This is a genomic window from Xanthomonas sp. CFBP 8443 (assembly GCF_025666195.1).
GTDB lineage: Bacteria > Pseudomonadota > Gammaproteobacteria > Xanthomonadales > Xanthomonadaceae > Xanthomonas_A.
In genome coordinates this window covers 1,413,784-1,440,243 of sequence record NZ_CP102592.1, presented here as the reverse complement: position 1 = coordinate 1,440,243, position 26,460 = coordinate 1,413,784, and the positions used below count along the sequence as shown (strand labels likewise).

At 68.5% G+C, this 26,460-nt stretch carries 28 protein-coding genes and 1 tRNA gene; 9 read left to right on the top strand and 20 right to left on the bottom strand.

The window, feature by feature from the left end; all coding sequences use genetic code 11:
* Nucleotides 1-46 precede the first annotated feature (46 nt).
* The 8 genes from prpF to prpB all read right to left on the bottom strand — a co-directional run bounded on the left by prpF (nt 47) and on the right by prpB (nt 8,368).
* Entirely contained in the window at nt 47-1,237 is a 1,191-nt protein-coding gene (prpF, locus tag NUG20_RS06260; RefSeq protein ID WP_263397525.1) for a 2-methylaconitate cis-trans isomerase PrpF, read from the bottom strand.
* 43 nt (nt 1,238-1,280) lie between these two features.
* Nucleotides 1,281-1,838, bottom strand: a complete 558-nt coding sequence (locus NUG20_RS06255; protein WP_263397524.1) for a 2'-5' RNA ligase family protein — start codon at nt 1,836-1,838, stop codon at nt 1,281-1,283.
* A 3-nt stretch (nt 1,839-1,841) separates the two neighbouring features.
* Nucleotides 1,842-2,303: an SRPBCC family protein gene (locus tag NUG20_RS06250; protein ID WP_263397523.1), complete on the bottom strand. Its 462-nt coding sequence runs from the start codon at nt 2,301-2,303 to the stop codon at nt 1,842-1,844.
* Nucleotides 2,304-2,429: 126 nt separating this feature from the next.
* Nucleotides 2,430-2,684, bottom strand: coding sequence for a ribbon-helix-helix domain-containing protein (locus NUG20_RS06245; protein WP_263397522.1), 255 nt, complete (start codon nt 2,682-2,684; stop codon nt 2,430-2,432).
* An 89-nt stretch (nt 2,685-2,773) separates the two neighbouring features.
* Nucleotides 2,774-5,386 carry a Fe/S-dependent 2-methylisocitrate dehydratase AcnD gene (gene acnD / locus NUG20_RS06240; RefSeq protein ID WP_263397521.1) on the bottom strand — a complete coding sequence of 871 codons (2,613 nt, stop codon included), beginning with the start codon at nt 5,384-5,386 and terminating at the stop codon, nt 2,774-2,776.
* A 250-nt stretch (nt 5,387-5,636) separates the two neighbouring features.
* Entirely contained in the window at nt 5,637-6,803 is a 1,167-nt protein-coding gene (gene prpC, locus NUG20_RS06235) for a bifunctional 2-methylcitrate synthase/citrate synthase (protein ID WP_263397520.1), read from the bottom strand.
* Between the two features lie 43 nt (nt 6,804-6,846).
* Complete coding sequence (locus tag NUG20_RS06230) at nt 6,847-7,449, bottom strand: DUF1003 domain-containing protein (protein ID WP_263397519.1); 603 nt, start codon at nt 7,447-7,449, stop codon at nt 6,847-6,849.
* 31 nt (nt 7,450-7,480) lie between these two features.
* Nucleotides 7,481-8,368 carry a methylisocitrate lyase gene (gene prpB, locus NUG20_RS06225; protein ID WP_263397518.1) on the bottom strand — a complete coding sequence of 296 codons (888 nt, stop codon included), beginning with the start codon at nt 8,366-8,368 and terminating at the stop codon, nt 7,481-7,483.
* Between the two features lie 118 nt (nt 8,369-8,486).
* Between prpB and NUG20_RS06220 the strand changes: the two genes are divergently transcribed.
* The 7 genes from NUG20_RS06220 to NUG20_RS06190 all read left to right on the top strand — a co-directional run bounded on the left by NUG20_RS06220 (nt 8,487) and on the right by NUG20_RS06190 (nt 16,561).
* The gene (locus NUG20_RS06220; protein ID WP_263397517.1) at nt 8,487-9,722 is read left to right on the top strand and encodes a citrate synthase family protein; all 1,236 of its coding nucleotides are present in this window, start codon (nt 8,487-8,489) and stop codon (nt 9,720-9,722) included.
* 65 nt (nt 9,723-9,787) lie between these two features.
* On the top strand, nt 9,788-10,129 hold the full coding sequence (locus tag NUG20_RS06215; protein WP_263397516.1) for a type II toxin-antitoxin system RelE/ParE family toxin: 342 nt from the start codon (nt 9,788-9,790) through the stop codon (nt 10,127-10,129).
* The gene (locus tag NUG20_RS06210) at nt 10,126-10,482 is read left to right on the top strand and encodes a type II toxin-antitoxin system RelB family anti-toxin (protein ID WP_263397515.1); all 357 of its coding nucleotides are present in this window, start codon (nt 10,126-10,128) and stop codon (nt 10,480-10,482) included. Before NUG20_RS06215 ends, NUG20_RS06210 begins: the two co-directional genes overlap by 4 nt.
* A 185-nt stretch (nt 10,483-10,667) precedes the next feature.
* Nucleotides 10,668-11,276, top strand: coding sequence for a transcriptional repressor LexA (gene lexA / locus NUG20_RS06205; protein ID WP_263397514.1), 609 nt, complete (start codon nt 10,668-10,670; stop codon nt 11,274-11,276).
* Nucleotides 11,276-11,911 carry a translesion DNA synthesis-associated protein ImuA gene (gene imuA, locus NUG20_RS06200; protein ID WP_263397513.1) on the top strand — a complete coding sequence of 212 codons (636 nt, stop codon included), beginning with the start codon at nt 11,276-11,278 and terminating at the stop codon, nt 11,909-11,911. The genes lexA and imuA overlap by 1 nt, the downstream gene beginning before the upstream one ends.
* Before the next feature lie 10 nt (nt 11,912-11,921).
* The gene (locus tag NUG20_RS06195) at nt 11,922-13,367 is read left to right on the top strand and encodes a Y-family DNA polymerase (protein WP_263397512.1); all 1,446 of its coding nucleotides are present in this window, start codon (nt 11,922-11,924) and stop codon (nt 13,365-13,367) included.
* A complete protein-coding gene (locus NUG20_RS06190) occupies nt 13,364-16,561 on the top strand; it encodes an error-prone DNA polymerase (protein WP_263397511.1) in 3,198 nt (1,065 codons plus the stop codon). The genes NUG20_RS06195 and NUG20_RS06190 overlap by 4 nt, the downstream gene beginning before the upstream one ends.
* A 51-nt stretch (nt 16,562-16,612) precedes the next feature.
* Here the strand turns inward: NUG20_RS06190 and NUG20_RS06185 are convergent, their stop codons facing one another.
* Nucleotides 16,613-16,903: a hypothetical protein gene (locus NUG20_RS06185; RefSeq protein WP_263397510.1), complete on the bottom strand. Its 291-nt coding sequence runs from the start codon at nt 16,901-16,903 to the stop codon at nt 16,613-16,615.
* Nucleotides 16,904-17,651: 748 nt separating this feature from the next.
* On the bottom strand, nt 17,652-18,263 hold the full coding sequence (locus NUG20_RS06180; protein ID WP_263397509.1) for an SH3 domain-containing protein: 612 nt from the start codon (nt 18,261-18,263) through the stop codon (nt 17,652-17,654).
* Here NUG20_RS06180 and NUG20_RS06175 point away from each other — a divergent pair.
* On the top strand, nt 18,253-18,450 hold the full coding sequence (locus tag NUG20_RS06175) for a hypothetical protein (RefSeq protein WP_263397508.1): 198 nt from the start codon (nt 18,253-18,255) through the stop codon (nt 18,448-18,450). The two genes, NUG20_RS06180 and NUG20_RS06175, sit on opposite strands and share 11 nt — an antisense overlap.
* 44 nt (nt 18,451-18,494) lie before the next feature.
* Here the strand turns inward: NUG20_RS06175 and NUG20_RS06170 are convergent, their stop codons facing one another.
* Nucleotides 18,495-18,938, bottom strand: coding sequence for a nuclear transport factor 2 family protein (locus NUG20_RS06170; RefSeq protein ID WP_263397507.1), 444 nt, complete (start codon nt 18,936-18,938; stop codon nt 18,495-18,497).
* 122 nt (nt 18,939-19,060) lie between these two features.
* On the opposite strand from NUG20_RS06170, the gene NUG20_RS06165 reads away from it, so the two are divergent.
* The gene (locus NUG20_RS06165; RefSeq protein WP_263397506.1) at nt 19,061-19,783 is read left to right on the top strand and encodes an ArsR/SmtB family transcription factor; all 723 of its coding nucleotides are present in this window, start codon (nt 19,061-19,063) and stop codon (nt 19,781-19,783) included.
* Between the two features lie 132 nt (nt 19,784-19,915).
* On the opposite strand, the gene NUG20_RS06160 is transcribed toward NUG20_RS06165, so the two are convergent.
* From NUG20_RS06160 to mltG, 9 genes are all read right to left on the bottom strand, one after another.
* Nucleotides 19,916-20,680 (bottom strand): DNA-formamidopyrimidine glycosylase family protein, encoded by a 765-nt coding sequence (locus tag NUG20_RS06160; protein WP_263397505.1) that lies wholly within the window; start codon nt 20,678-20,680, stop codon nt 19,916-19,918.
* Nucleotides 20,681-21,134: 454 nt separating this feature from the next.
* Nucleotides 21,135-22,262, bottom strand: a complete 1,128-nt coding sequence (locus NUG20_RS06155) for a serine hydrolase domain-containing protein (protein WP_263397504.1) — start codon at nt 22,260-22,262, stop codon at nt 21,135-21,137.
* 188 nt (nt 22,263-22,450) lie between these two features.
* On the bottom strand, nt 22,451-22,630 hold the full coding sequence (locus NUG20_RS06150; RefSeq protein WP_263397503.1) for a hypothetical protein: 180 nt from the start codon (nt 22,628-22,630) through the stop codon (nt 22,451-22,453).
* Nucleotides 22,623-23,033 (bottom strand): type II toxin-antitoxin system RelB family anti-toxin, encoded by a 411-nt coding sequence (locus tag NUG20_RS06145; RefSeq protein WP_263397502.1) that lies wholly within the window; start codon nt 23,031-23,033, stop codon nt 22,623-22,625. Before NUG20_RS06145 ends, NUG20_RS06150 begins: the two co-directional genes overlap by 8 nt.
* A gap of 239 nt (nt 23,034-23,272) precedes the next feature.
* Nucleotides 23,273-23,347 (bottom strand) — tRNA-Val (locus NUG20_RS06140).
* Between the two features lie 76 nt (nt 23,348-23,423).
* Entirely contained in the window at nt 23,424-23,777 is a 354-nt protein-coding gene (locus NUG20_RS06135) for a PilZ domain-containing protein (RefSeq protein ID WP_003468813.1), read from the bottom strand.
* Entirely contained in the window at nt 23,774-24,736 is a 963-nt protein-coding gene (locus NUG20_RS06130) for a DNA polymerase III subunit delta' (RefSeq protein WP_263397501.1), read from the bottom strand. The genes NUG20_RS06135 and NUG20_RS06130 overlap by 4 nt, the downstream gene beginning before the upstream one ends.
* Entirely contained in the window at nt 24,733-25,401 is a 669-nt protein-coding gene (gene tmk / locus NUG20_RS06125) for a dTMP kinase (protein WP_263397500.1), read from the bottom strand. Before tmk ends, NUG20_RS06130 begins: the two co-directional genes overlap by 4 nt.
* Nucleotides 25,398-26,456 carry an endolytic transglycosylase MltG gene (mltG, locus tag NUG20_RS06120; RefSeq protein WP_263397499.1) on the bottom strand — a complete coding sequence of 353 codons (1,059 nt, stop codon included), beginning with the start codon at nt 26,454-26,456 and terminating at the stop codon, nt 25,398-25,400. The genes tmk and mltG overlap by 4 nt, the downstream gene beginning before the upstream one ends.
* Nucleotides 26,457-26,460 lie beyond the last annotated feature (4 nt).

Genomic DNA, 26,460 nt, shown 5'->3' with positions numbered 1-26,460 from the left:
CAGGATCGGATTGGCGGCGCCACCGCGCTGCAGGCGGGCCACCGGCTCAGCCGATGTCGCCTGGCACCCGCACCCAACCTTCCATCAGCACCCGCGCACTGCGGCTCATGATCGCCTTGGCGACGGCCCACTGGCCGTCCACCTGCTGCGCCTCGGCGCCGACCCGCAGCGTGCCCGACGGGTGGCCAAAGCGCACCGCCTGGCGTACGCCGCCGCCGGCCGCGCGGTTCACCAGCGTGCCGGGGATCGCCGCGGCGGTGCCGATCGCCACCGCCGCGGTGCCCATCATCGCGTGGTGCAGCTTGCCCATCGACATCGCGCGCACCAGCAGGTCGATGTCGGCGGCGGCGACCGGCTTGCCGCTGGAGGCGATGTAGTCGGCCGGCGGCGCGACGAAGGCGACCTTGGGCGTGTGCTGGCGCGTCACCGCCTGTTCCAGCGACGCGATCAGGCCCATGCGCAGCGCGCCATGCGCGCGGATGGTCTCGAACCTGGCCAGCGCATGCGCATCGCCGTTGATCGCATCCTGCAGTTCGGTCCCGCGATAGCCCAGCGCCTGCGCCTCGAGAAAGATGGTCGGGATACCGGCGTTGATCAGGGTCGCCTGGAAGCGGCCGACGCCCGGCACGTCCAGGGTATCGACCAGGTTGCCGGTCGGAAACATCGCGCCGTCCGCGCCCTCTTCGTCGGCGGCCGGATCCAGGAAGTCGAGCTGGATCTCGGCCGCGGGAAAGGTCACCCCGTCCAGCTCGAAATCGCCGCTTTCCTGCACCGCGCCGCCGGCCATCGGCACCCGCGCGACGATGGTCTTGCCGATGTTGGCCTGCCAGATCCGCACCGTGGCCAGGCCGTCGCGCGGAAGGCGCGCGGCGTCGACCAGGCCGGCGGCGATCGCGAACGGCCCCACCGCCGCCGACAGGTTGCCGCAGTTGCCGCTCCAGTCCACGAACGGGCGATCGATCGCCACCTGGCCGAACAGGTAGTCCACGTCGTGGTCCGCGCGCGTGCTCGGCGCCACGATCACCGTCTTGCTGGTGCTGGACGTCGCCCCGCCCATGCCGTCGATCTGCTTGGCATAGGGATCGGGACTGCCGATCACCCGCAGCAGCAGCGCATCGCGCGCCGCGCCGGGCGCCTGCGCGGCGGCGGGCAGATCCGCGAGCCGGAAGAACACGCCTTTGGACGTGCCGCCGCGCATGTAGGTGGCGGGAATGCGGAGCTGGGGAACATGGGACATCAGGACACCGATCTGTGGAGGCGGGGTGGAAGCGAACAAGACGCTAGAACAGCTCGGCCTGGCGCGGCGGCAACAGCGGCCACTGCATCAGGGTGCGGTAACCATAGGGTTTGCCGCCGGCCGCGACCAGTTCGATCCGGTCGACGGTCCAGGCGATCGGTGCGATCCGGACCATCTTGCGTTCTTGATCGAGCCGACGCCTGGCGAAATAACTCAAGGTGACATGTGCGGTGTGGCCCAGGCGATCAGCGATGCCTTCGGCATTCAGCCGGTGCTTCACGGCGTCGAGCAAATCGGCAAATGCCGGTGGCTTTTCGGCCCGGCCCTTCAATGTCCAGTGGATCGAATTCGCCGGTTCGTCGCCGCTGACTATCCGGTCGAACGCCAGGCTGACGCTGGATGCGACCAGCCCCTCGCAGGCGCGCATCAGGTTCTCGCGGCATGCCATCGGGTGCTTGTCGGACAGCGATTGATGCCAGTTCGCCGGCGCTACCAGCACGTGCGCGTCCTCCGCATCGAGCGCAAGCGCATCCAGTCGCACCCCGATGTCATGGCGCACCTGCGCCGGCGGGCGCGCCATGACGATCAAGCCCTCGCTCATCGTTCAGGCCCCATCGGGAATCTCGGGCTCGACCAGCAGCGCCAGCAGGGTCAGCGACTCCTGCCAGCCGAGATAGCAGAACTCCACCGGGATCTGTGCGGGGATGCCGTCCTGGACGATGTCCAGCTCGGTGCCGCAGGCCACCGTGCGCAGCTTGACCGTCACCATCATCTCGCCGGGCAGGCCCGGGTTGTCGAACGTGTCGGTGTGGCGGATCAGCGCGCCCGGCACCAGCTCCAGATAGGTGCCGCCGAAGGACTGGCCGGTGCCGCTGCCCAGATTGGTGAAGGAGATCCTGAAACTGCCGCCCACGCGCGCATCCAGCGCATGCACGGTGGCGACGAAGCCATGCGGCGGCAGCCATTTGGCCAGCGCCGCCGGCTCCAGGAAGGCGCGATAGATGCGCTCGGCCGGCGCGCGCAGGACGCGATGCAGGCGGACGGTGCCGGGATTGCCGTTGCTCATGGTGGGTTCCTCATCGGTGGGCGGCGCGCGCAGGATGGCACGCGCTCATGACACCGACGAATGGGGCGGGCCGGTTTCGACACTGCCAGGAGATCCTGCTCGAAACGCTGCAGCATGCTGCGGGGTTCATGCAGGCTGGCTGCCGCGAAAGGCCCGATCCCTAGCCCGCTTGCGCATCATGTCGAAGAAATCCGGTTCCAGCGCCGTGGCCGGGCCGGAATCGGCTCCCTCCAGCAGCGCGCCACGGAGTTCTTCCGCGTCGCGCTGCCCGTGGATCGACCCGCGCACGGACTCACCGCTTGAATCGCAAGCGTGTTCGGCCAGCGGCTGGTCGACGAACGGCTTGCGTTCATCGGGCGAGGAGATGTTCTTGGTCGCCATATGCACTCCCAACGGCAAGATTGCCGGATTCTGCATCTCCAGCCCGCAGGCGCAAGCCATGGGCAGTTCCTTTCGAGCATGCCGCCGGATCAGGCGGCGGACGCCTCCAGGAAATCCTGCGCGAAACGCTGCAGCACGCCGCCGGCTTCGTAGATCGCCAGTTCCTCGGCGGTGTCCAGGCGGCAGGTCACCGGCACGTCGAGGCGCGTGCCATCGCGGCGGGCGATGGCCAGGGTCAGCGTGGCGCCCGGCGTGCGCGCGCCGAGCACGTCGAACACCTCGCTGCCGTCGATGCCCAGGGTCGTGCGCGTGGTACCGGGCTGGAACTCCAGCGGCAGCACGCCCATGCCGACCAGGTTGGTGCGGTGGATGCGCTCGAAGCCCTCGGCCACGATCGCCTCGACCCCGGCCAGGCGCACGCCCTTGGCCGCCCAGTCGCGCGAGGAGCCCTGCCCGTAGTCGGCGCCGGCGACGATCAGCAGCGGCTGCTTGCGCGCCATGTAGGTTTCGATCGCCTCCCACATGCGCACCACCTGCCCTTCCGGCTCCAACCGGGTCAGCGAGCCGCGCTGGACCTGGCCATCGACCACGGCCATCTCGTTGAGCAGTTGCGGATTGGCGAAGGTGGCGCGCTGCGCGGTGAGGTGGTCGCCGCGGTGGGTGGCGTAGGAGTTGAAGTCCTCTTCCGGCACGCCCATCCGCGTCAGGTATTCGCCGGCGGCGCTGTCGGCCAGGATCGCGTTGGACGGCGACAGGTGGTCGGTGGTGATGTTGTCGCCGAGCACGGCCAGCGCGCGCATGCCGCGCAGCGTGCGTTCGCCGGCCAGGGCGCCCTCCCAATAAGGCGGACGGCGGATATAGGTGCTTTGCGGGCGCCACGCGTACAGCGGGGCCACGTACGCGGCGGCCAGCCCGCTGCGCGCGAACATCGGCTCGTAGACCTGGCGGAACTGCTCGGGCTTGACGCTGGCGGCGACGATCGCGTCGATCTCCGCGTCGCTGGGCCACAGGTCCTTCAGCGTCACCGGCTGGCCGTCCTTGTCCACGCCGAGCACGTCCTTCTCGATGTCGAAGCGGATGGTGCCGGCGATGGCGTAGGCCACCACCAGCGGCGGCGAGGCCAGGAACGCCTGCTTGGCGTAGGGATGGATGCGCCCATCGAAATTGCGGTTGCCCGACAGCACCGCGGTGGCGTACAGGTCGCGTTCGATCACTTCCTGCTGGATCGCCGGATCCAGCGCGCCGCTCATGCCGTTGCAGGTAGTGCAGGCGAAACCGACGATGCCGAAACCGAGTTGCTCCAGCTCCGGCAGCAATCCGGACGCTTCCAGATACAGCTGCACCGCCTTGGAACCCGGCGCCAGCGAAGTCTTGACCCACGGCTTGCGCACCAACCCGCGAGCGTTGGCGTTGCGCGCCAGCAAACCTGAGGCGATCACGTTGCGCGGATTGCTGGTGTTGGTGCAGCTGGTGATCGCAGCGATGATCACCGCGCCGTCGGGCATCAGCCCCTGCGCCTGTTCGGCCTTGCCGGATGCCAGCTTGGCCTCGTCGGCGATGCCGCGCGCGGCCAGCTCGCTGGTGGCCACGCGCTTGTGCGGATTGGACGGGCCGGCCATGTTGCGGGTCACGCTGGACAGGTCGAACTGCAGCACGCGCTCGTACTGCGCCTGAGCCAGGTCGTCGGCCCACAGCCCCGCGGCCTTGGCGTAGGTCTCCACCAGCGCGACCTGCGCGTCGTCGCGGCCGGTCACTCGCAGGTAGTCGATGGTCTGCCGGTCGATCGCGAACATCGCCGCGGTGGCGCCGAATTCCGGGGTCATGTTGGAGATGGTGGCGCGGTCGCCCAGGGTCAGCGCGGCGGCGCCTTCGCCGTGGAACTCCAGGTAGGCGCCGACCACTTTCTGCGCGCGCAGGAATTCGGTCAGCGCCAGCACCACGTCGGTGGCGGTGATGCCCGGCTGCGGCCGCCCGCCCAGCGCTACGCCGACGATATCCGGCAGCCGCATCCACGACGCGCGCCCGAGCATCACGCTCTCCGCTTCCAGCCCGCCGACGCCGATCGCCAGCACGCCCAGCGCATCCACGTGCGGGGTGTGGCTGTCGGTGCCCACGCAGGTATCGGGGAACGCCACGCCATCGCGCACCTGCACCACCGGCGACATCTTCTCCAGATTGATCTGGTGCATGATCCCGTTGCCCGGCGGGATCACATCGACGTTCTCGAACGCGCGCTTGGTCCAGTCGATGAAGTGGAAGCGGTCGGCGTTGCGGCGGTCTTCCACCGCGCGGTTCTTGGCGAACGCGGCGCGATCGAAGCCGCCGAATTCCACCGCCAGCGAATGGTCGACGATCAGCTGCGTCGGCACCACCGGATTGACCTGCGCCGGGTCCCCGCCGCGCTCGGCGATCGCATCGCGCAGCCCGGCCAGATCCACCAGCGCGGTCTGGCCGAGGATGTCGTGGCACACCACCCGCGCCGGAAACCACGGGAAATCCAGATCGCGGCGGCGTTCGATCAGTTGGGTCAGCGACGCGTCCAGCGTGGCCGGATCGCAGCGCCGCACCAGGTTCTCGGCGAACACGCGCGAGGTGTACGGCAGCGCGGCGAAGGCGCCGGGGCGGAGCGCATCGACCGCGGCGCGCGCGTCGAAGTAATCGAGCGAAGTGCCGGGCAGAGGTTTGCGGTAGTGGCTGTTCATGGCTGGCTACAAAGTTGGGAAAAGCAAAACAAAAACGAAGACGGGACTTCCTTCTCCCATCGGGACCATGGCCCCCTTCTCGGGGGAAGGTGCCCCGAAGGGGCGGATGAGGGTACGGGCGAAGCCTCGTGCAAATGCGATCCCACATGAGGCGGATGAGGGTACGAGCGAAGCCTGGTGCAACCAAACAACACCAGGCTGCGCCCGTACCCTCACCCCCGGCCCCTCTCCCGGTGGGAGAGGGGAGCGATCAGCTGCGCCGATCGATCGGCACGAAGGCCTGATCCTCCGGCCCGGTGTAGTTCGCGCTGGGGCGGATGATCTTGCCGTCGATGCGCTGCTCGATGATGTGCGCGCTCCAGCCGGCGGTGCGCGCGATCACGAACAGCGGGGTGAACATCGCGGTCGGCACGCCCATCATGTGGTAGCTGACCGCGCTGAACCAATCCAGGTTCGGGAACATCTTCTTGATCTCCCACATCACCGCCTCCAGGCGTTCGGCGATGTCGTACATCTTGCGGCTGCCCTGCGCGTCGGACAGCTCGCGCGCCACGTCCTTGATCACCTGGTTGCGCGGGTCGGACACCGTGTACACCGGGTGGCCGAAGCCGATGATCACTTCCTTGCGCTCGACCCGCGCGCGGATGTCCGCTTCCGCCTCGTCGGCCGTGTCGTAGCGCTTCTGCACCTCGAACGCGACCTCGTTGGCGCCGCCGTGCTTGGGCCCGCGCAGCGCGCCGATGCCGCCGGCGATGGCGCTGTACATGTCGCTACCGGTGCCGGCGATGACCCGGCAGGCGAAGGTGGACGCGTTGAACTCGTGCTCGGCGTACAGGATCAGGCTGGTGTGCATCGCCTGCACCCACTCCTCGTGCGGCTTGACGCCGTGCAGCAGGTGCAGGAAATGGCCGCCGATCGAATCGTCGTCGGTCTCCACCTCGATGCGCTTGCCGTTGTGGCTGTAGTGGTACCAGTACAGCAGCATCGAGCCCAGCGAGGCCATCAGCTTGTCGGCGATGTCGCGCGCGCCGGGATGGTTATGGTCGTCTTTCTCCGGCTGCACGCAGCCCAGCACCGACACGCCGGTGCGCATCACGTCCATCGGGTGCGCCGACGGCGGCAGCTGTTCCAGTGCCGCCTTGACCGCGGCCGGCACCCCGCGCAGCGAGCGCAGCTTGGCCTTGTAGCCGCGCAGTTCGCTGTTGCTGGGCAGCTTGCCGTGCACCAGCAGGTAGGCGATCTCCTCGAACTGGCTGCTGCGCGCCAGGTCCAGGATGTCGTAGCCGCGGTAGTGCAGGTCGTTGCCGCTGCGGCCTACCGTGCACAGCGCGGTGTTGCCGGCGGCGGTGCCGGACAGGGCCACCGATTTCTTCGGTTTGAAGGGCGTGGCGGTCTGCGGGGCGGTGCTGTCGTTCATTGCGAATCTCCCGGATGGTCGCGGCCGTGTGGATGCACGGCGGTCAGTGCGCCGAGGCGACCGGCGGCGGGCCGCCGGCGCGCTCGAGCAATTGCTGCAGCATGGCGATCTGGCGGTTCTGCAGTTCGACCAGCGTCGCCCAGTCCTGCTCGCGCAGCTGGTTGAGCTTCTCGTGCACCTGCAGGATCTCCAGCTCGGATTTGATGTTCACTTCGTAGTCGTTCTGCGCGCGAAGGCGGTCCACCGCGGCCTGGCGGTTCTGGCTCATCATGATCACCGGCGCCTGGATCGCGGCCAGGCACGACAGGCACAGGTTGAGCAGGATGTACGGATACGGATCGAAGGCGTGCGCCAGCACCAGGCTGTTGAGCGCGATCCACGCCAGCAGCACCAGGCCGAAGCCGATGATGAAGCTCCAGCTGCCGCCGATCTCGGCGACCCGGTCGGCGATGCGCTCGCCGAGCGTGCGGTCGTGATCGGCCTGCTTGACGATGTCGCGCGCCACATGGCGCTTGGCGATGAAACGCTCCACCACCTCGCGTTCGGCGTCGGGCAGTTTCTCCAGTTCGGTCTGCAGCAGCTGCCGCGCGGTCTGGCGGCGGTCGATGCGGCCGCGGGGCGGCGTGGTGCCGACTTGGGTGTTCATGGACATGCTCGGGCAGGGGAACCGGCGTGGATCATGCGCCCTTGCCGGCGAACAATGCGTCCAGGCGCTGCTCGAAGGCGTGGTAGCCGATGCGTTCGTACAGCTCCTCGCGGGTCTGCATCGTGTCCACCACGTTCTGCTGGTGGCCATCGCGGCGGATCGCGGCGTACACCGCCTCGGCCGCCTTGTTGGCGGCGCGGAACGCCGACAGCGGGAACAGCTGGATCGCCACCCCGGCCGAGGCCAGTTCGTCGCGGGTGAACAGCGGGGTCTTGCCGAATTCGGTGATGTTGGCCAGCACCGGCACCTTCACCGCCTCGACGAAACGGCGGTAGGTGTCCAGGTCGTAGGCGGCCTCGGCGAAGATGCCGTCGGCGCCGGCCTCCACGCAGGCGATGGCGCGCTCGATCGCCGCGTCCACCCCGTCCACCTGGATCGCGTCGGTGCGTGCGATCAGGAAGAAATCGGCATCGGTCTTGGCGTCGGCCGCGGCCTTGACCCGGTCGGCCATCTCGGCCTGGCTCACGATCTCCTTGCCGGGGCGGTGGCCGCAGCGCTTGGCGCCGACCTGGTCCTCGATGTGGCAGGCGGCCGCGCCGGCCTTGATCAGCGACTTGATGGTGCGCTCGATGTTGAACGCGCTCGGGCCGAAGCCGGTGTCGATGTCCACCAGCAACGGCAGATCGCAGACGTCGGTGATGCGGCGCACGTCGATCAGCACGTCGTCCAGGGTGTTGATGCCCAGGTCCGGCAGGCCCAGCGACCCGGCGGCGACGCCGCCGCCGGACAGGTAGACCGCCCGGTAGCCGGCGCGCTGCGCCAGCAGCGCATGGTTGGCGTTGATCGCGCCGATCACCTGCAACGGCGATTCGGCGGCCAGCGCGGCGCGGAAACGGGCACCGGCGGAAACGTGCGACATGGCGAACTCCTGAGCGAGGGCGGCGGCCCGCACGGCCGTTCCGCGATGGTCGCCAATCTGGCACCATCGGACAGGTCGATCAATCTTGATTCAATGAATCAACCTATCGCCGGATCCCATGCCTCCCGCCGCCGACCGCAACCTGATCTCCGCCGCCGAGGCCTGCGCCCTGCTCGGCATCAGCAGCGCCACCCTCTACGCCTACGTGAGCCGCGGCCTGCTCAGTTCCCGCGCCGGCGCCGACCACCGCAGCCGCGCCTACCTGCGCGCGGAGGTGGAGCGGCTGGCCCAGCGCAAGCGCGTCGGCCGCGGTGCCGCACGCGGCGCCGCGCAGAGCCTGGACCGCGGCCTGCCGGTGCTGGAGACGCGCATCTCGCTGATCCGGCCCGACAGCCCCTACTACCGCGGGCGCTCGGCAGTGGCCGCGGTACGCGAGGGCGCCGGCCTGGAAGACATCGCGCGGCTACTGTGGGATTGCCAGGACGAAGACCCGTTCGCCAGCGCCGCTGCCGCGCCCTGGCCGGCGCGCGTGGCGCCCCTGGCCGCCGACACCTCCCTGCCGCCGCTGGAGCGCGCCATGGCCTGCATCCCGCTGCTGGCGCTGGAACTGCGCCAGCCGCTGAACGCTGCGCCGAACGTGCGCCGCGAGATCGCCGCCACCCTGCTGCGGCAGAACGCCGCGCTGCTGGTCGGCACCGCACCGGACACCCGCCCGGTGCACCGCCTGATCGCCGACCGCTGGCGCCCGGGCGATGCCGGCTTCGCCGAACTGGTGCGCGCCACCCTGGTGCTGTGCGCCGACCACGAACTCAACGTCTCCGCCTTCGCCGCGCGCGTGGTCGCCTCCACCGGCGCGCCGCTGCACGCCACCGTCAGCGCCGGCCTGGCCGCCCTGTCCGGCCCGCGCCACGGCGGCGCCACCGCCCGCGCCCACGCCCTGCTGCGCGACGCCCAGGACGCCGCCGACCCGGCCGCCTTCATCGCCGAACGCTGGCAGCGCGGCGACGACCTGCCCGGCTTCCACCACGCCCTCTACCCGGACGGCGACCCGCGCGCGGCCGAAGTGCTGCGCCTGCTGCGCGAGCGCTGCGGCCACCATCCCCAGATGCGGCACGTGGAAACCGTACTGGCCGCGGCGCAGGACTGCAGCGGCCAGGCACCCAACATCGACGGCATGCTCGCGGCGATCTGCCTCATCCACGACCTGCCCGCCGCCCATGCCCTGGTGCTGTTCGCCGCCGCCAGGCTGTCCGGCTGGCTGGCGCACGCGCTGGAGCAGCAGGCACTGGGCAAGCTGATCCGCCCGCGGGCGCGCTATGCCGGGGTGATGCCCGATGGCGTTGCGCCGGGTTGAGCAGAGTGCCTGCGCGGACGTATGCAGCAGCTTGCAGATGTACATAAATAAGTACACCATGGCGCATGGAGACCACACTGGAAGTGCGCTTCTACCGTTCTGCATCGGGTGCTGAGCCAGTGCGGAACTGGCTCAGGGAAGAAGTCTCGGCCGAGGCCAGGAGAACCATCGGCGGCGACATGAAGACGGTGCAACTGGGCTGGCCTCTCGGCATGCCATTGGTGCGCAAGATGGACCATCGCCTGTGGGAAGTGCGCAGCACGATTCCCGAGGGCATTGCGCGGATTTTCTTCACGATCGTGAAATCGGACATGGTGCTGTTGCATGGCATCGTCAAAAAATCGGACAAGACCCCGAAGTCCGATCTTGAAACCGCCAAACGGCGCAGAGACGAGGTGATGCAGTGAGTCCAAATGCCCATATCGGATCCAGTTTCGACGACTTCCTCGCCGAGGAGGGCATCCTCGAAGAAGCTGCTTCCATCGCGGCCAAGCGCGTGATCGCATGGCAGGTCGCCGAAGCCATGAAGGCGGCCAAGCTCACCAAGACCGCATTGGCCCGGCGCATGAACACCAGTCGTTCGCAGCTGGATCGCGTACTGGACGAAACGGATACCGGCCTGACCCTGGATACGCTGAGCCGTGCCGCCACGGCCCTGGGGTATCAGATACAAATCGGACTGGTCGTCGCCCAGGCAAAAAAACCCGGCAGGAAATCGGCGACGGCAAAGCGCAAAGCACTGGCCGATGCACGAACCTGACCGCGCCGGGAATCCGTAGCGTCCACAGGCGGCCGGCCGCTTGCCCAGCGCTCGACCGGATTCCGTCGGATGGCGCAGCGCAGCGGATGCGTCCATAGCAAAGCAATGACGGCTACCAGCTGGTAGCTGCCCATTCAATGGGGCCGCATCGCCAAATTGTCTGCGACGGTGTACAAATGTACACCATGAGCACCCTTTCCCCCCAGCGCGCCGCCATCCTCGCCTACGTCCACGACTGCGCCGAGCAGGCCGGGCGGCCCCCGTCCCTGGCCGAGATTGCCGAGCGCTTCGGCTTCGCCTCGCGCAACGCCGCGCGCAAGCACGTGCAGGCGCTGGTCGAGGCCGGGCTGCTCGAGCATGTGCCGCAGCAGGCGCGCAGCCTGCGACCGGCGCAGCCGCAGCCGCGCGGCCGGCTGATGCAGTTGCCGGTGCTGGGCCGGGTCGCCGCCGGTGCACCGATCGGCGCCGACATCGGCCTGGACCAGCAGTTGCGGCTGGAGCGCACGCTGTTCGCGCTGCGCCCGGACTACCTGCTGCGCGTGCAGGGCGATTCGATGATCGACGACGGCATTCTCGACGGCGACCTGGTCGGGGTGCGCCGCAGCGCCGAGGCGCGCAACGGCCAGATTGTGGTGGCGCGGCTGGACGGCGAACTCACCATCAAGCGCTACCGGCACGACGGCGAACGCATCCAGCTGTTGCCGCGCAACCCGGCCTATGCGCCGATCGTGGTCCAGCCGGGGCAGGACTTCGCCATCGAAGGGCAGTACTGCGGCCTGATCCGGCAAGGCTGATGGCCGCTGTCGTCGCCCTCGACCGCCTGCTCGCCGAACGCCGGGTCTGGCGCGGCCAGCCGACCGCGCTGCCGCCCAGCGCGCAGCCCACCGGCCATGCCGCGCTGGATGCGGTGCTGCCGGCGCGCGGCTGGCCGGAGATGGCGCTGACCGAACTGCTGCACGCCGCCGACGGCATCGGCGAACTGCAGGTGCTGTGGCCGACGCTGGCGCGGCTGTCGCAGGGCGGCGGCCGCATCGTGCTGGTCGATCCGCCCTACCTGCCCTACCCCGGCGCCTGGGAGCAAGCCGGTGTGGCGCTGCCGCAGCTGCAGATCGTGCGCGCCGGCGCGGATGCGGCCTGGGCCGCCGAGCAATGCCTGCGCTCGGGCAGTTGCGCGGCGGTGCTGTGCTGGCCGGCGCTGGCCAGCGACAAGACCCTGCGCCGGCTGCAGGTGGCGGCCGAGACCGGGCGCGCGCTGGGCTTCGCCTATCGGCCGCTGAAAGCCGCGGCCAATCCGTCGCCGGCCGCGCTGCGCATCGCCATCGATGCCGCACCGGCGCAGCTGCGCGTGCTCAAGTGCCGCGGCGGCATGCCGCCGGCGCGCGCCATCGCGCTGTCCGCGCTGGCCGCGCCCACCGCGGCATCGGCTTGAGGGCGCGCGCATGCGCTGGGCCTGCATCCTGCTGCCGCAACTGGCGCTCGACACGGTGCTGCGGCGTTGGCCGATGCCGGACGAACCGCTGGCCTTGCTCGCCGGGCCGCCGCAGCGGCGCACGCTGAAGGCGGTCAACGCCGCCGCGCGCGCGCGCGGCCTGCAGCCCGGGCAATCGCTGGCCACCGCGCAGGCGCTGTGCGACCGCTTCGCCACCGCGCTGCACGACCCCGAGGAAAGCCGCCGCAGCCAGCAGTTCCTGGCCGCGTGGGCGTACCGCTTCAGTTCGCTGGTGAGCACCGACTATCCGGGTGCGCTGCTGCTGGAGATCGAGGCCAGCCTGGGCCTGTTCGGGCCATGGCCGCGCTTCGAGGCGCGCCTGCGCGAGGAGCTGACCGCGCTGGGCTTCCGCCATCGCATCGTGGTCGCGCCGCATCCGCTGGCCGCGCGCGCGCTGGCCAATGCGCACGACGGCATCGCCCTGCTCGACAACGCCGCGCTGCAGTGCGCGCTGGGGCAGCTGCCGATCGCCCGCGCCGGGCTGCAACCTGGCTTGGCCGAGGCCTTCGCGCGGATGGGCCTGCGCAAGCTGCAGCAGCTGTTCGCGCTGCCGCGCACGGCGCTGGCGCGGCGCTACCCGCCCGCGCTGCTGCAGCACTTGGACGCCTTGCGCGGGCAGGCGCCGTTGCCGTTGCAGTACTACCTGCCGCCGGACCGTTTCGATGCGCGGCTGGAACTGGGGTACGCGGTGGAATCCAGCCAGGCGCTGCTGTTCCCGCTGCGCCGGCTGACCGCCGACCTGGCCGCGTTCCTGGCCGGGCGCGACGGCGGCGTGCAGCGCTTCCAGCTGCATCTGGAGCACGAAGGCCTGGCCGACAGCGTGGTGCCGGTCGGCCTGCTCGCCGCCGAGCGCGAGGCGGCGATGCTGTTCGAACTGGCGCGCGGGCGCCTGCAGCAGGCCAGCGTGCCGGCGCCGGTGCAGGCCATGCGCCTGTGCGCCGACGAACTGCCGCCGTTCGTGCCCGCCGCGCGCGAACTGTTCGACGAACGCGCGCAGCAGGCGCTGCCCTGGGAACAGCTGCGCGAACGCCTGCGCGCGCGCCTGGGCGACGAAGCGGTGCACGGCCTGCGCGCGCATGCCGACCATCGCCCGGAGCAGGCGTGGCGCGCCGAGTCGGGCAAGCCCGCGCCGGCCGGCAATGCGGGCAAGGCCAGCGCAGCGATCGCCAGCGCTGCGCTGCCGCGTCCCGGCTGGCTGCTGACCCGGCCGATCCCGCTGCGCGAGCGCGACCCCGAACGCCTGGCCGGCCCGGAACGCATCGAAAGCGGCTGGTGGGACGACACCGACGTGCGCCGCGACTACTACATCGTGCGCACCCGCCAGGGCCAGCGCGCCTGGGTGTTCGCACCGGCCGAGGCGCCGGACGCGCTGATGCTGCACGGCTGGTTCGCATGAGCCACGCCCCGCCACGCCCGCGGCTGCGCGCCGTGCCTTCGCCGGCACAGGTGCCGGCTGCGCCATCCGTATCGGCGCACGACGCCACGTCCACGCGCAGCGCATTGCCCGACTACGTGGAACTGCATTGCCTGTCGAACTTCAGTTTCCAGCGCGGCGCCTCGCATGCGTGGGAACTGTTCCAGCGCGCCGCCCGCCACGGCTATCGCGCGCTTGCGATCACCGACGAATGCACCCTGGCAGGCGTCGTACGCGCCTGGCAGGCGGCCAAGGACACCGGCCTGACGCTGATCGTCGGCAGCGAACTGCAGATCGAACACGGTCCCAAGCTGGTGCTGCTGGCCGAGACCCTGCACGGCTACCAGCAGTTGTGCCGGCTGATCACCCTGGCCCGCCGCCGCGCCGACAAGGGCACGTACCGCGCGCTGCGCGAGGATTTCGACGGCGACCTGCACGGCCTGCTGTGCCTGTGGCTGCCGCGCGACCATTGCGAAGACGCACCCGACGGCGCCTGGCTGCAGGCACGCTTCGCGCAGCGCCTGTGGCTGGCGGTGGAACTGCTGCGCGGTCCCGACGACGACGCCCTGCTGCACGCGCGCCTGCAGCTGGCGCAGCGCCTGCAGTTGCCCGCCGTGGCCTGCGGCGACGTGCACATGCACGCACGTGGCCGCCGCGCGCTGCAGGATACGCTGACCGCGATCCGCCAGCGCCTGCCGCTGAGCGAGGCTGGCGCGCACCTGTTCGCCAACGGCGAGCGCCACCTGCGCCCACGCGCCACCCTGGCCACGCTATATCCGCACGCCTTGCTGGCCGAGTCGGTGCGCATCGCGCAGCGCTGCACGTTCGACCTCGGCCAACTGCGCTACCAGTACCCGCACGAACTGGTGCCGCCCGGGCAGACCCCGACGCAATGGCTGCGCACGCTCACCGAACGCGGCGTCATCGAGCGCTGGGGCGAAGCCGGCGCGCCGGAGAAGGCGCGGCGCCTGATCGAGCACGAACTGGGCGTGATCCAGCGCCTGGGCTACGAGTCGTATTTCCTCACCGTCTACGACCTGGTGCGCTTCGCCAGGTCGCGCCACATCCTGTGCCAGGGCCGCGGCTCGGCGGCGAACTCGGCCGTGTGCTACGCATTGGGCATCACCGCGATCGACCCGGACCGCATCGGCATGCTGTTCGAGCGTTTCATCTCCGAAGAGCGCAAGGAGCGGCCCGACATCGACATCGATTTCGAGCACGACCGCCGCGAGGAAGTGATCCAGTACATCTTCAGCCACTACGGACGCGGGCGCGCGGCGTTGGCGGCGGTGGCGATCACCTATCACGCGCGCAGCGCGGTGCGCGACGTGGCGCGCGCGCTGGGCCTGCCCAGCGACACCGTCGATGCGCTGTCCGCCGCCCTCGGCCAGCGCGACCCCGTCGAATCGCCGCAGGAGCTGCTGCGCGAGCGTGGCTTCGATCCGGACACGCCGCTGATGCGCCGGCTGCTGGTGCTGACCGGCGAGTTGATCGGGTTTCCGCGCCACCTGTCGCAGCACCCGGGCGGCTTTGTGATCTCTGAGCATCCGCTGCATACGCTGGTACCGGTGGAGAACGCGACAATGGCCGAGCGCACCGTGATCCAGTGGGACAAGGACGACCTGGAACTGGTCGGGCTGATGAAGGTCGACGTGCTCGCGCTGGGCATGCTCAGCGCGTTGCGGCGCACGCTGGATTTGTTGCGTGCGCACCGCGGCCGCGATCTGGACCTTGCCAGCATTCCCGCCGAAGACGAGCAGACCTACCAGATGATCCAGCGCGCCGACACCATCGGCGTGTTCCAGATCGAATCGCGCGCGCAGATGGCGATGCTGCCGCGGCTCAAACCGCGCGAGTTCTACGACTTGGTGATCCAGGTGGCGATCGTGCGCCCCGGCCCGATCCAGGGCGGCATGGTGCATCCGTACCTGCGTCGCCGCAGCGGCGAGGAAATACCCGACGAATTGCCCGAGGAACTGCGCGATGTGTTCAAACGCACCCTAGGCGTCCCCTTGTTCCAGGAACAAGTCATGCAACTGGCCGTCAACGCTGCTGGTTACACCCCTGGCGAAGCCGATCAGTTGCGCCGCTCGATGGCCGCCTGGAAGCGTCACGGCGGGCTGGAGCCGCATCGCGAAAAACTGATGAAGGGCATGCTGGAGAGAAACTACAGCGCCGAGTTCGCCACACGCATCTTCGAACAGATCAAGGGCTTCGGCAGCTACGGCTTCCCCGAGAGCCATGCCGCCAGCTTCGCCCTGCTCACCTACGCCAGCTGCTGGCTCAAGCGCCACGAACCGGCCGCGTTCACCTGCGCGCTGATCAACAGCTGGCCGATGGGTTTCTACAGCCCCGACCAGTTGCTGCAGGACGCGCGCCGCCACGACCTGCAGGTGCGCCCGGTCGACGTGCGCTACAGCGACTGGGATTGCGGACTGGAAACCTACAGCGCCGATCCGACGGTACAGCCTGCGATTCGCCTGGGCCTGCGCATGGTCCGCGGCCTGGCCGAAGATGCCGCGTTGCGCCTGCAGCAGGCACGCGCGCAGGCGCCGTTCCGCGACCTGGCCGACCTGTGCCATCGCGCCGCGCTCGACGACAAGGCACGCGACAGCCTGGCCGATGCCGGCGCACTGAAGCCACTGGCAGGGCACCGCCATCGCGCACGCTGGGCGGTGGCCGGGATCGAAGCGCAACGGCCCTTGTTCGAAACGCTCGAGGCCACGCCGGAACAGCAGGTAGCGCTGCCGCTGCCCAGCCTCGGCGAGGACATCCGCGCCGACTACGCCACGATCGGCACCACCCTGGGCAAGCACCCGATGTCGCTGCTGCGCCGGCAACTGGCCGCGCGCCGCTATCGCCATTCCGGCGAACTGCGCGCCCTGCCCCATGCCAGCGCGGTCGCCGTCGCCGGCCTGGTGACCATGCGCCAGCGCCCGCAGACCGCCAGCGGCGTCACCTTCCTCACCCTCGAGGACGAACACGGCCTGGTCAACGTGGTGGTGTGGCGACGCCTGGCCGATCGCCAGCGCCAGGCGCTGATCGAATCCAAGCTACTGGCGGTGCGCGGCCGCCTGGAAACCGCCGATGGCGTGCGCCACCTGATCGCCGGCCACCTCGAAGACCTGACCCCCTTGCTGCAGGGGCTGGATGCGCGCAGCCGCGATTTCCACTGACACACCAAGCGACAGCGGCACGCTTGCCGCTGCAGCACAGCCGGTCCGTCGCTATCGCAACGGCGCATCCACCGCACCGCCGCACGCCTGCATCGCCCGTTGCACCGCATCGGCTTCGCCCAGGCGCTCGCGGTAGATGGTGGCGGCCAGCGTGCGCCTGGCCTTGCTCGACCCGATCGCACCATGGCTGGCGATGTCCGACAGCGGTCCGCCCAACTGGCGATACCTGGCCACGAGCCTGGCCGTCGCGGCCATGCTCGCGCACTCTACCGGCGCCGCTGGCGCCGGCGCGCACACCATCAGCAAAAAAGAAAACCCCAGCGCCGCAAATGCCTTGTTCATAGCTGCTCCCAAGCGGAGACGAAGACCGCCATCCCCATGCGGCCGCGCAGGGCCGAAGCGTCGCGGCACACGCCTGCACAACGCCGCGGCAACCGCGCGGCATCGCCGCACGCGCCGAGAGAACACCGGCAAACAGGCCGCAGCGACGTCGGGCTGCGCGTATCGCCATCCGCTCATGGCGGACAGCGCCGATGGAAGATAGGCAACGCGAACGCCAGCGGCAGCCGTGTCGCGACGAACCCCCGCGGCGGCGGAACGAACAACCGAATCGGCGGAGCCAAGCGCGGCAGCCATGCCGGCGCACGTCGCCTATTGCGCAAGCACGGATGGTGACCATGTCAGAGAGTGCGGCCGAGGTCCGGACTGAGGTCCGACCCTTGGCAAGCGCGCTTCGATGGCGGAAGAGCCGCCGGAGATCACCGAAGGCATGCGCCATCGTCCAGTTGGAAGACTCGGCCCGTCACTGCAAACGAATGTACGCAACTCGGGTTTCGAGTGAGCGAACCTGCCCTCGGCGTCGCCATCGACCAAGGCGGGCGACGCATCGACCAGACGACCTCGGTCCATTTCACCGAACACGACGCACATATCGGCGTCATGGCCCATGGTCAAACGATATGGACGGGTCGAATGAATCCGACTCCTCTATCCGTCACAACTGTGCGGATCCACTGGCGGAAACCGATGGTGCTGGCGGAGCAGGAAAATCGCATCGGCACGTCCCACATTGCGACGTGCCGCACTGCGATCAGCGCTTGGGAGCGACCAGGCGCGCGTACTGGTCGTGGCCGATCCAACCCGTGAACGAAGCGTCCTTGGCATTGATGAATTCGACCTGGGCCCAGCCATCCTTGAACGCCAGCACGCCCACCACATCGTTCTTGACGACGTAGGCGCCCTTGGGCGTCTTGGTGCCCGGCGTTTTCTGCAGATACGCCTTGTCGGCGGACACCTTCACCAGCCCGATCCATTTCTTGTCGGCGGTCCGGGTCAGGTCCAGGCCAGTGGCGATTTCCGGCATCAGCACATTGAGGCAACCAGGATGCTCGCGGCCCTGCTTCACGGTCAGCGTCACGCCATCGGCCGACGCCGCCACCGTGCCGGGATAGGCGCCATCCGCCCACGTGGTGACCGCGACCGGGGCTGCACCCTGCGCCTTGCCCTGCAGGTAGAACGCACAACCGCGGGTCACGCCCTCGCCCATCTCTTCCGAGTAAAAGCCTTCGACGCCATGCTCGGGCGTCACGGCGAGCATCAGCCCTTCGTACTTGCCCGAATGCAGCGCAGCCGCGCCGGCGAGCGCAGGCGCTACGGAGCAAAGCGAGAACAAACCAACAGCCAGGAACCGGGTGATCGCCATCTTTTTCCTTCAAGTGTTATGCAGATTTTTTGAAGCGTTCGTCATCGCCATCATAGCCGTCGCAGGCGCGCAGCATGGCTGCACCATCCTTGCCATTGATGACATCGACCAACGCCGGACGCCGAGAACGCCTTTGGATCGATTATCGTCAATGACTGCCCCGCCTGCCCTGAAATCGAGCAGTTGATGGATGTTGCCAATCCGGGTTGCGCCGCCCGGTATCGACTACGACTACCTGCCCAGCGCCGACAGCAGCGTCTGCACGCCTTTCCAGCCCCAGTACACCCGATGGCACGCGATCAGGCCGCGCGCATCGAGATCAATGACCTCCACCAGGTCGACCTGATCGCCGTCCGGCGTTTCTCGCGGATATTCCCAGACCACCTGGCGGCCGGAAGCATGGCAGCGGCCGCTGCGATACCAGCGGCCAAGGCCGTTTTCGGGCTGTGCGAACGATGCTGCGAAGAACGCCTTGATCGCCTCGCGTCCGTGCAACCTTCCATCTCGCCGCTCCGCGGACGCCACATACGCCAATGGCGTTTCCAGCATCGCGTCTTGCGCATACAGCGCCATCAGCGCCTCCAGGTCCCGCTCGACCACGCTGCGATGCCACTGCTCGAAGACGAAGCGGGCATCGCCCTCCACCCCGTTCGACCGCGCTTCGATTTCGCTCATGCAGGCACTCCGATGTCGTGCACCGCAGTCTAGGAACATGGGCGCGCTGTCGATTCGATGCGTGCCGAAGCGTTCCGGCAAGGTGCGGCCTATGATGGCCGCGTCCCTCAGGAGTCGACACGATGCCGGTCGAACAGCCCAAGCTTGCCGCGACCGCGTTCCTCATCGCCGATCCCGCCCGCGCCGCCATGTTGATGGCGCTGATCGATGGACGCGCACTGCCGGCCGGCGAACTCGCGTTTGCGGGCGGCGTCACGCCACAGACGGCGAGTTCGCACCTGTCGAAACTGCTGGACGGCGGATTGCTGGCGGTCGAGGCGCAGGGCCGCCACCGCTACTACCGGCTGGCCGGTTCCCACGTCGCGTTCGCCCTGGAAAACCTGGCGACCCTCGCCGCGCCCGCCGCACCGCGATGCCGGAAAGCCGGACGCAACCAGCAATCGCTGGCCTTCGCCAGATGCTGCTACGACCACCTGGCGGGGCGACTGGGTGTGGCGGTGACCGAAGCGCTGCAGCGGCGCGCGCTGCTCGTCGCACAAGACGGCAAGCGTTATGTGGTCTCCGCCGAAGGCGCCGTCTGGTTCTCGCGGATGGGCCTGGAGCTTTCGCGCATCGCTCCGACCAAGCGTGGCATTGCACGGCAGTGCCTGGACTGGACCGAACGCAAGCACCACCTCGCAGGGCCTTTGGGCACCGAATTGCTAGCCCTGCTCTGCGCCAGGCACTGGCTGCGCCGCGTCGACGGCGCGCGCACGATCCACATCACCGACAGCGGCTGGGCCGGCCTGCAGACCGAACTGGGAATCCGCCGGCTTGGCGGGGACGAATTGGCGCTGGATCCCTGAGGGGTGCTAGCGTCCCGGCAGTTTGCAATGCCCTGCACTCGAGCGTCTTGGCATCGGATCGCGCGACAGCGAAGCGTACCGCCGCGCCCGCACTCGCGTTCAATCGCACCGGCCGAAAACGCCCTCTGCGTTCTAAGACGCCCCGGCATCGGAAGCATCCAGCGCATAGCGGCGCTGGCAGTGCTCGCAGAAGAACGCACGCCGCTGCGCCTTGCCGAGTTGCTTGCGATAGGTCAGCAGATGGCCGTCGCGCGGACAGGTGGTCTTGGTATGCACCTGGTAGTGCTTCTTCAGCACGAAGGCCTTCTTCCAGTTGTAGAAATCGAAGCTGTACTCGCGCGCCTGCGTCACCAACTCCGCCAGCTTGCGCGGCGGCAACGCCCCGACCTCGCTCTCCGGATGCACGCGGATGCGGAACAGCACTTCGTTCTTGATGATGTTGCCGACCCCGGCGAACACGTCCTGGTCCAGCAACGCATCGGCGGCCAGCGTGCGCGGCCGCAGGCGCAACTTGCGCCGCGCCTGCGCCGCGTCCCAATCCGGGTTCATCACGTCCCCACGCCAATCGTAGGCCTCGTCCAGCGCGCCCTCGATGAACTTGACCGAGCACGCGTAGAAGTTCAGCTCCTCGCCCTTGGCGAAACCCAGGCTCAGCCGCGCCGGCGCCTCCTTGCGCGCATTGATCCGGTAGCTGCCGAACAGCAGGAAATGGATGCGCACGCTGAACCCATCGAACTCGATCAGGAAGTGCTTGCCCCAGCTGCGCAGCGACAGGATCTTGCGGCCGAGCATCCGCGCCAGCTCCTGCTTGCTGTTGCCGGACACCCGCAGCACCTTGCGGCCCGCGAACGCGGCCGCCTCTTCTTTCAGGATGACGATCGAAGGACCTTCAGGCATGGCCGGAGTATCTATAGCGGCCGTGAGCGATTCGTGAGCCGAAGGGGAGCCAGGGCTGGTCAGTCCGCGCTGGGTACAGGTTGGAATCGGATGATCAATGCCAACGGGCCGAGGCCGCTCGCTCTAGTTCAGTCGCGTACTCGGTCTGCAGCGACCGGGACCGAACATGCTGATGACAGCCACGCCGCGGCCACTTTACGCGCTCGAACTCGCGCTAACACACTCGGCTCAATCATCACTGATGGCAGATTGGCAGTGCCGTGCGGTCCGCGTGATGTGAGCAGACCCAGCATTTCACGTGCGCTTGAAACGCGCGATAGCCGTCAATCGAAAGCGCATCAATCTCCGTATGCATGGGAATCAAAAAATCTTTCCAAGAAATTTCGACCGCATCATCTTCGCAGATATCACGAACAGGGGACGGCTCGGGCCGCGCGAGCAGTCATCGCACGCACTACTTTGAACCGACCGCGACCTTGCCTATCCGCGAAACGAATTCGTCCAGGTCGGTGTTGGCGGTATTGGCGAGAATGACGATGGTCAGGTCGCGGTCGAGGAAACGATACAGCTGCGCCTGCGCGCCCATGATCCGGCCGGGACGTTTGGCGACGCGGTGCTTGGCGGCGCCTATCCGCGTCTCGTAGACCCACAGGCCATAACCGTAGTCGTCGAGCCCGGGGGTGGTCAGCCGGGCGATGCTTTCCTTGCGCAACAGGCCGGACCCGAACAGCGCGTCCGAGAACCTGAGCACATCTTCGGCCGTAGAGTACATCGCGCCGGCGGAGTACCAGTTCTCCGGATAGACCGGGAAGTCGTTGGACAGGGACTTGAGGTCTTCGCGATACGAGTAGGTGGAGGCCAGGCCTTCGACGATGCTTTCATGGCGCAGCATGCCGGTATGGGTCAGTCCCAGCGGCTTCAGAATCCGGTCCTGCAACACCTGCTCGTAGGCTTTGCCGGTGACGCGTTCGATGACCTTGCCCAGGATCAGGTAATCGCCGTTGTTGTAGTCGAACGTCGTGCCCGGGGCATGCAGTAGCGGTCCGCTGCAGAATTTTCTTATCAACCGATCGCTGGTATAGGGCGACTGGTAGGTCGGCAAGCCCCCGGTCAACGCCTGCTCCAAGCTTTTCACCTGGTCGAAGTTCTGCAGTCCGGAAGTGTGGTTGAGAAGCTGATGCAAAGTGATACGGTCGGCACCGGCGATGGCGTAATCGGGCAGGTAGCTGGCCACGTTCGCCTGCAGGTCCAGTTTTCCTTCTTCATGCAGTTGCAGCACCAGGGTGGCGGTGAACAGTTTGGTGATGGAAGCGATCCAGTACCGGGTCTGGTCGCCGTTGGCGACGCCGTACTGGACACTGGACAGGCCGAAACTGCGCTGGTATCGCCGCTTGCCGTCCTGCTGGACCAGGACAGTACCGCTGAAGCCGTGTTGCGCGGCATAGGTAGCGATGAAGTCTTCGAGTGGCGTCGCCTGCGACTGCGCCCGCAGCGGCATCGCCGCGCAGAGGAAGACAAGCACACCGACAAGCAAGCGATAAGTAACGGAACGGAAAAGGTTTCGCACGATGTACCCCGGCATGATGGAACGGCCGCGAGTATGGAACCGGCCCAATACCTGGGCGGGTGCCTTCGGACAAAACGAGGATAAGGCCGACGAAATGGCCGACGCGCGCTGCGAACACGTGCGCTGGCCCGGTAGGGCGAACCCGCCTGGCGATCGCGCCCGTGCTGGCCGTTGCTTCTACCTTGTTCCGGCCACGCTTACGGCTATGTCAAATACCGCTCGCCATCGAACTCGAAGCCCGTCAGGCGTCCCTGCGCATCGCGCAGAAAACGCAAAAACTCCGCTGGGTCCAGTCGCAGCGCGTTCGCACCGAACGGATCCGGCGATGCGGGTTCCAACTGCCGCTGCAGGGCGCCTACTTGCAAGCGCAATCCGTTAGTCATCGCAGTCAGCTCCGCGGTCCGGCATGCGTTCGCTGCGGTAGTGACCGCTTCTACGGCGACTCCCGCCAGCATTGGATTCGCGCATCTGGACCGGGTGGTCACTCAGTTCACTTAGCAGGTGAATCGTGTTGAGCATGCTTTCGGCGGCAATTTTCTTGGTGTGGCGTTTTGCCAAGCGGAAGCACATTTGACCTTCGTCTTCATAAGGGGTTGAGTCAAATGTTCCACCATCCAGGTGGATAGACAGCTCCACGCGCGCACTGAGCGCCTGGGCGTATTTGCACAGGGTGGACAACAGAAAGTCGCCGCGACCCTCGAACTTGGACACAGCAGCCTGTGAACCGTTTAACGCTTCAGCAATCTGCGCCTGGGTCTTTTTCGCGGCAGCTCTTAGGGCCGCCAACGGCAGCGTGTTCCGAATTTCGGCGAGGCCTGCTCAAGGCCCGCGGGACGAGCGGCCTGTGGCCCGCGTCCGGCATGGCGAGGATCGCCAACAGTTCGGCGCGGCGGTATCAGGATTCCGACACGGCTGCATCATTCAACACGCACGTCGATACCGCCGTTCTGCACTCGTCGTCGCGGTTACCGTGCAGATACGAAAAAGCCGGCACTAGGCCGGCTTCTCGTAAAATCTTGATTTCGTGGTGGGCGGTGCAGGGTTCGAACCTGCGACCCTTGCCGTGTGAAGGCAATGCTCTACCGCTGAGCTAACCGCCCGTGTCGCGAGCCGCACATTATAGGGGCGTTGCGGCTGGCGTCAACGGTCCCCGCGGACGCCATGCCGGCGCGGCCGCTACATGGTCTGGGTGGGCTTGTCGGCGTTGAGGGTGCCGGCCAGCTGGGTCTCGATCTTGTTGCGGATGGTCTCGCCTTCGCTGTTGTCCGGCAGCTGCACGCCGATACCGGCGGTGCGGTTGCCCTGCGCGCCCATCGGGGTCACCCAGATCACCTTGCCGGCCACCGGCAGGCGCTCGCTGGAATCGGGCAGGGTCAGCAGCAGGAACACTTCGTCGCCCAGGAAATAGCGCTTGGGCGTGGGCACGAAGATGCCGCCGTTCTTCACGAACGGCATGTACGCGTTGTATAGCGCCGCCTTGTCTTTCACCGCCAGCGACAGGATGCCCTGACGTCCGCTCATCGCACTCATCGTTGTCCCCCTCTCCGGACCGGGCGATCGCCATCGCGCCAGGCCAACAACAGTTCCGCGATGGCCAGGTCGCCACGGACGGTGGTGCGCAGCAGGTCGCGGGTGCGGTTGGCTGCGTCGAACCAGGTCGCCAGCTTGTGCAATCGCGCCGGGTCGGTCAAGCCAGCCTGCGAGGCCTGCGCCAGCGCCAGGTCGGCGGCGTGGCCCAGGCGCTGCTCGGCGAGGCCGTCGCCGCTCCAGCGCTGCGCCGCCTCGACCGTGCCCAGCTTGCCGGCGGCGACCTGCTCCAGGTCGGTGGCCACCTGCCGGCGCAGCTTCAGGCCGTCCTCGCGCAGCCACTGCGCGGCCAGGCCGGGGTGGCCGCGCGCGGCGGCCAGCGCCTCGCGCGCGGTCTTTTCCGGGAACTCCTGGGCCAGCAGCCAGGCGATCGCCTCGTCGGCCGGCGGCAGCTTGAACTCCAGGCGCTGGCAGCGGCTGCGGATGGTCGCCGGCAGCCGTGCCGGCTGCGCGCTGATCAGCCACAGGTAGCGGCCGGGCTGCGGCTCTTCCAGGGTCTTGAGCAGGGCGTTGCAGGCGGCGCGGTTGATCGCGTCGGCCGGATCCACCACCACCACCTGGGCGATGCCGTACTGCGGGGTCAGCGACAGCTTCTGCGAGATCTCGCGCACCTGTTCGATGACGATCTCGGTGCGCAGCTTGTCGCCGGTACGGTTGGGAATGAACGAGATCAGCTGCAGGTCGGGATGGGTACCGGCGGCGATCAGCTGCGCGCTGCGCAGGTTCGCGGCCGGTTCGCCCTGGCCGAGCACGTGCGCGGCCAGCTTCAGCGCCACCGCGCGCTTGCCCAGGCCGTCCGGGCCGCAGATCAGCAGGCCATGGCCGAGCCGGCCGGCGTCGAGCGCGGCCACGGTCTGTTCGTAGGCGCGCTGCTGCCAGGGCGCGAAGGACAGCTCGCTCATGGCGCGCGCTCCTGCTGCACCCAGGCCGCCAGCGCGGCGGCCACATCGTGCGCCACCGCCTGCGGCGGCTGGCTGGCGTCGATGGTGCGGAAGCGCTGCGGGTCCTGCGCGGCGCGCTGGCGGAAGCCGGCGCGCACGCGCTGGAAGAAATCGTCCTGCTCGCTCTCGATCCGGTCCGGCCACAGGTCGCGGCCGCTGGTGCGGGCGCGGCCGATCTGCACGTCCAGGTCCAGCAGCAGGGTCAGCCCCGGCTGCAGGCCGACCGCGCGCCGTTCCAGGTCGGCGATCCAGGCGCGGTCCAGGCCGCGGCCCTCGCCCTGGTAGGCGTAGCTGGAATCGGTGAAGCGGTCGCTGACCACGTAGGCGCCGCGCTGCAGCGCCGGGCGGATCACCTCGCGCACGTGCTGGGCGCGCGCGGCGAACACCAGCAGCAGTTCGGCCTCGGCGGCCAGCGGCTCGGCCGGCTGCAACGCCGGCGCGTTGTTGAGCAGCAGCTCGCGGATGCGCTCGGCCAGCGGCGTGCCGCCGGGTTCGCGGGTCAGTACGACCTCGTGGCCCTGCGCCTGCAGCCAGTCGCGGATCGCGTTGATCGCGGTGGTCTTGCCGGCGCCCTCGCCGCCTTCCAGGCTGACGAAGCGATGGTGGCGCAGCACGGCCTCGCTCATGGCGTCACCGCCGCGCCGCTGCGCGCGCGCAGGCGCTGCAGGTAGCGCGCCACCGCCGCGGTGTGCTCGGCATAGCTGGCGGAAAACACGTGCGTGCCGCTGCCGTCGCCGACCGCGACGAAGTACAGGCTGTCGCCGGGCGCCGGGTTGGTCGCCGCGCGCAGCGCGTCGCGGCCGGGCATGGCGATCGGGGTCGGGGTCAGGCCGGCGCGGGTGTAGGTGTTGTACGGCGTGTCGGTCTCCAGGTCGCGCTTGCGGATGTTGCCGTCGTAGGCGCTGCCGATGCCGTAGATCACGGTCGGATCGGTCTGCAGCTTCATGCCCAGCCGCAGGCGGCGCACGAACACGCCGGCGATCTGCGGCCGCTCGGCGGCCAGGCCGGTTTCCTTCTCCACGATCGAGGCCAGGGCCAGCGCCTGTTCCGGCGATTGCAGCGGCAGGTCGGCGGCGCGCGCGGCCCAGGCTTCGGCCAGCGCCTTGTCCATCGCCGCGTGGGCGCGCCGCAGCACGTCCAGGTCGCTGTCCTCGCGCTGGTACAAGTAGGTCTCTGGCAGGAAGCGGCCTTCCGGATGCTGTGCGGGCTGGCCGAGCCTGGTCATCAGTTCGCTGTCGCTGAGCTCGGTGGTGACGTGGCGCAGCGGCGTGGCCGCGTTCAGCGCCGCGCGCAGCTGGCGGATGTTCCAGCCCTCGACGATGGTGAAGCGGTAGTGGATCACCTGGCCCTTGCGCATGCGCAGCAGCAGCTCGCGCGGGGTCAGCGCCGGCTGCAGCGCGTATTCGCCGACCTTGAGCTTGCCGGCGGCATCGAGCTGGCGCGCCAGCAGCTGCCATTGCAGGTCGCTGCCCTGCTCGACCCCGGCCGCGCGCAGCTTGCGCAGCATGCCGTTGAACGAATCGCCGCGGGCCACTTCCACGCTGGGCTGCGCCGCGTGCAGCGGCCGCTCGGAGAAGGCGCGATAGCCCTGCCACCACCATGCGCCGGCCGCGGCGGCCAGCAGCGCAAGCACCAGCAACGTCGCCAGCAGGGTCAGACACCCGCGTTTAGCCCAAGCCACGACC

Excerpts from the sequence above, each read along its gene's own strand:
- prpF (WP_263397525.1), bottom strand. The coding sequence starts at position 1,237 with ATGTCCCATGTTCCCCAGCTCCGCATTCCCGCCACCTACATGCGCGGC.
- NUG20_RS06255 (WP_263397524.1), bottom strand. The coding sequence starts at position 1,838 with ATGAGCGAGGGCTTGATCGTCATGGCGCGCCCGCCGGCGCAGGTGCGC.
- NUG20_RS06250 (WP_263397523.1), bottom strand. The coding sequence starts at position 2,303 with ATGAGCAACGGCAATCCCGGCACCGTCCGCCTGCATCGCGTCCTGCGC.
- NUG20_RS06245 (WP_263397522.1), bottom strand. The coding sequence starts at position 2,684 with ATGGCGACCAAGAACATCTCCTCGCCCGATGAACGCAAGCCGTTCGTC.
- acnD (WP_263397521.1), bottom strand. The coding sequence starts at position 5,386 with ATGAACAGCCACTACCGCAAACCTCTGCCCGGCACTTCGCTCGATTAC.
- prpC (WP_263397520.1), bottom strand. The coding sequence starts at position 6,803 with ATGAACGACAGCACCGCCCCGCAGACCGCCACGCCCTTCAAACCGAAG.
- NUG20_RS06230 (WP_263397519.1), bottom strand. The coding sequence starts at position 7,449 with ATGAACACCCAAGTCGGCACCACGCCGCCCCGCGGCCGCATCGACCGC.
- prpB (WP_263397518.1), bottom strand. The coding sequence starts at position 8,368 with ATGTCGCACGTTTCCGCCGGTGCCCGTTTCCGCGCCGCGCTGGCCGCC.
- NUG20_RS06220 (WP_263397517.1), top strand. The coding sequence starts at position 8,487 with ATGCCTCCCGCCGCCGACCGCAACCTGATCTCCGCCGCCGAGGCCTGC.
- NUG20_RS06215 (WP_263397516.1), top strand. The coding sequence starts at position 9,788 with ATGGAGACCACACTGGAAGTGCGCTTCTACCGTTCTGCATCGGGTGCT.
- lexA (WP_263397514.1), top strand. The coding sequence starts at position 10,668 with ATGAGCACCCTTTCCCCCCAGCGCGCCGCCATCCTCGCCTACGTCCAC.
- imuA (WP_263397513.1), top strand. The coding sequence starts at position 11,276 with ATGGCCGCTGTCGTCGCCCTCGACCGCCTGCTCGCCGAACGCCGGGTC.
- NUG20_RS06195 (WP_263397512.1), top strand. The coding sequence starts at position 11,922 with ATGCGCTGGGCCTGCATCCTGCTGCCGCAACTGGCGCTCGACACGGTG.
- NUG20_RS06190 (WP_263397511.1), top strand. The coding sequence starts at position 13,364 with ATGAGCCACGCCCCGCCACGCCCGCGGCTGCGCGCCGTGCCTTCGCCG.
- NUG20_RS06185 (WP_263397510.1), bottom strand. The coding sequence starts at position 16,903 with ATGAACAAGGCATTTGCGGCGCTGGGGTTTTCTTTTTTGCTGATGGTG.
- NUG20_RS06180 (WP_263397509.1), bottom strand. The coding sequence starts at position 18,263 with ATGGCGATCACCCGGTTCCTGGCTGTTGGTTTGTTCTCGCTTTGCTCC.
- NUG20_RS06170 (WP_263397507.1), bottom strand. The coding sequence starts at position 18,938 with ATGAGCGAAATCGAAGCGCGGTCGAACGGGGTGGAGGGCGATGCCCGC.
- NUG20_RS06165 (WP_263397506.1), top strand. The coding sequence starts at position 19,061 with ATGCCGGTCGAACAGCCCAAGCTTGCCGCGACCGCGTTCCTCATCGCC.
- NUG20_RS06160 (WP_263397505.1), bottom strand. The coding sequence starts at position 20,680 with ATGCCTGAAGGTCCTTCGATCGTCATCCTGAAAGAAGAGGCGGCCGCG.
- NUG20_RS06155 (WP_263397504.1), bottom strand. The coding sequence starts at position 22,262 with ATGCCGGGGTACATCGTGCGAAACCTTTTCCGTTCCGTTACTTATCGC.
- NUG20_RS06150 (WP_263397503.1), bottom strand. The coding sequence starts at position 22,630 with ATGACTAACGGATTGCGCTTGCAAGTAGGCGCCCTGCAGCGGCAGTTG.
- NUG20_RS06135 (WP_003468813.1), bottom strand. The coding sequence starts at position 23,777 with ATGAGTGCGATGAGCGGACGTCAGGGCATCCTGTCGCTGGCGGTGAAA.
- NUG20_RS06130 (WP_263397501.1), bottom strand. The coding sequence starts at position 24,736 with ATGAGCGAGCTGTCCTTCGCGCCCTGGCAGCAGCGCGCCTACGAACAG.
- tmk (WP_263397500.1), bottom strand. The coding sequence starts at position 25,401 with ATGAGCGAGGCCGTGCTGCGCCACCATCGCTTCGTCAGCCTGGAAGGC.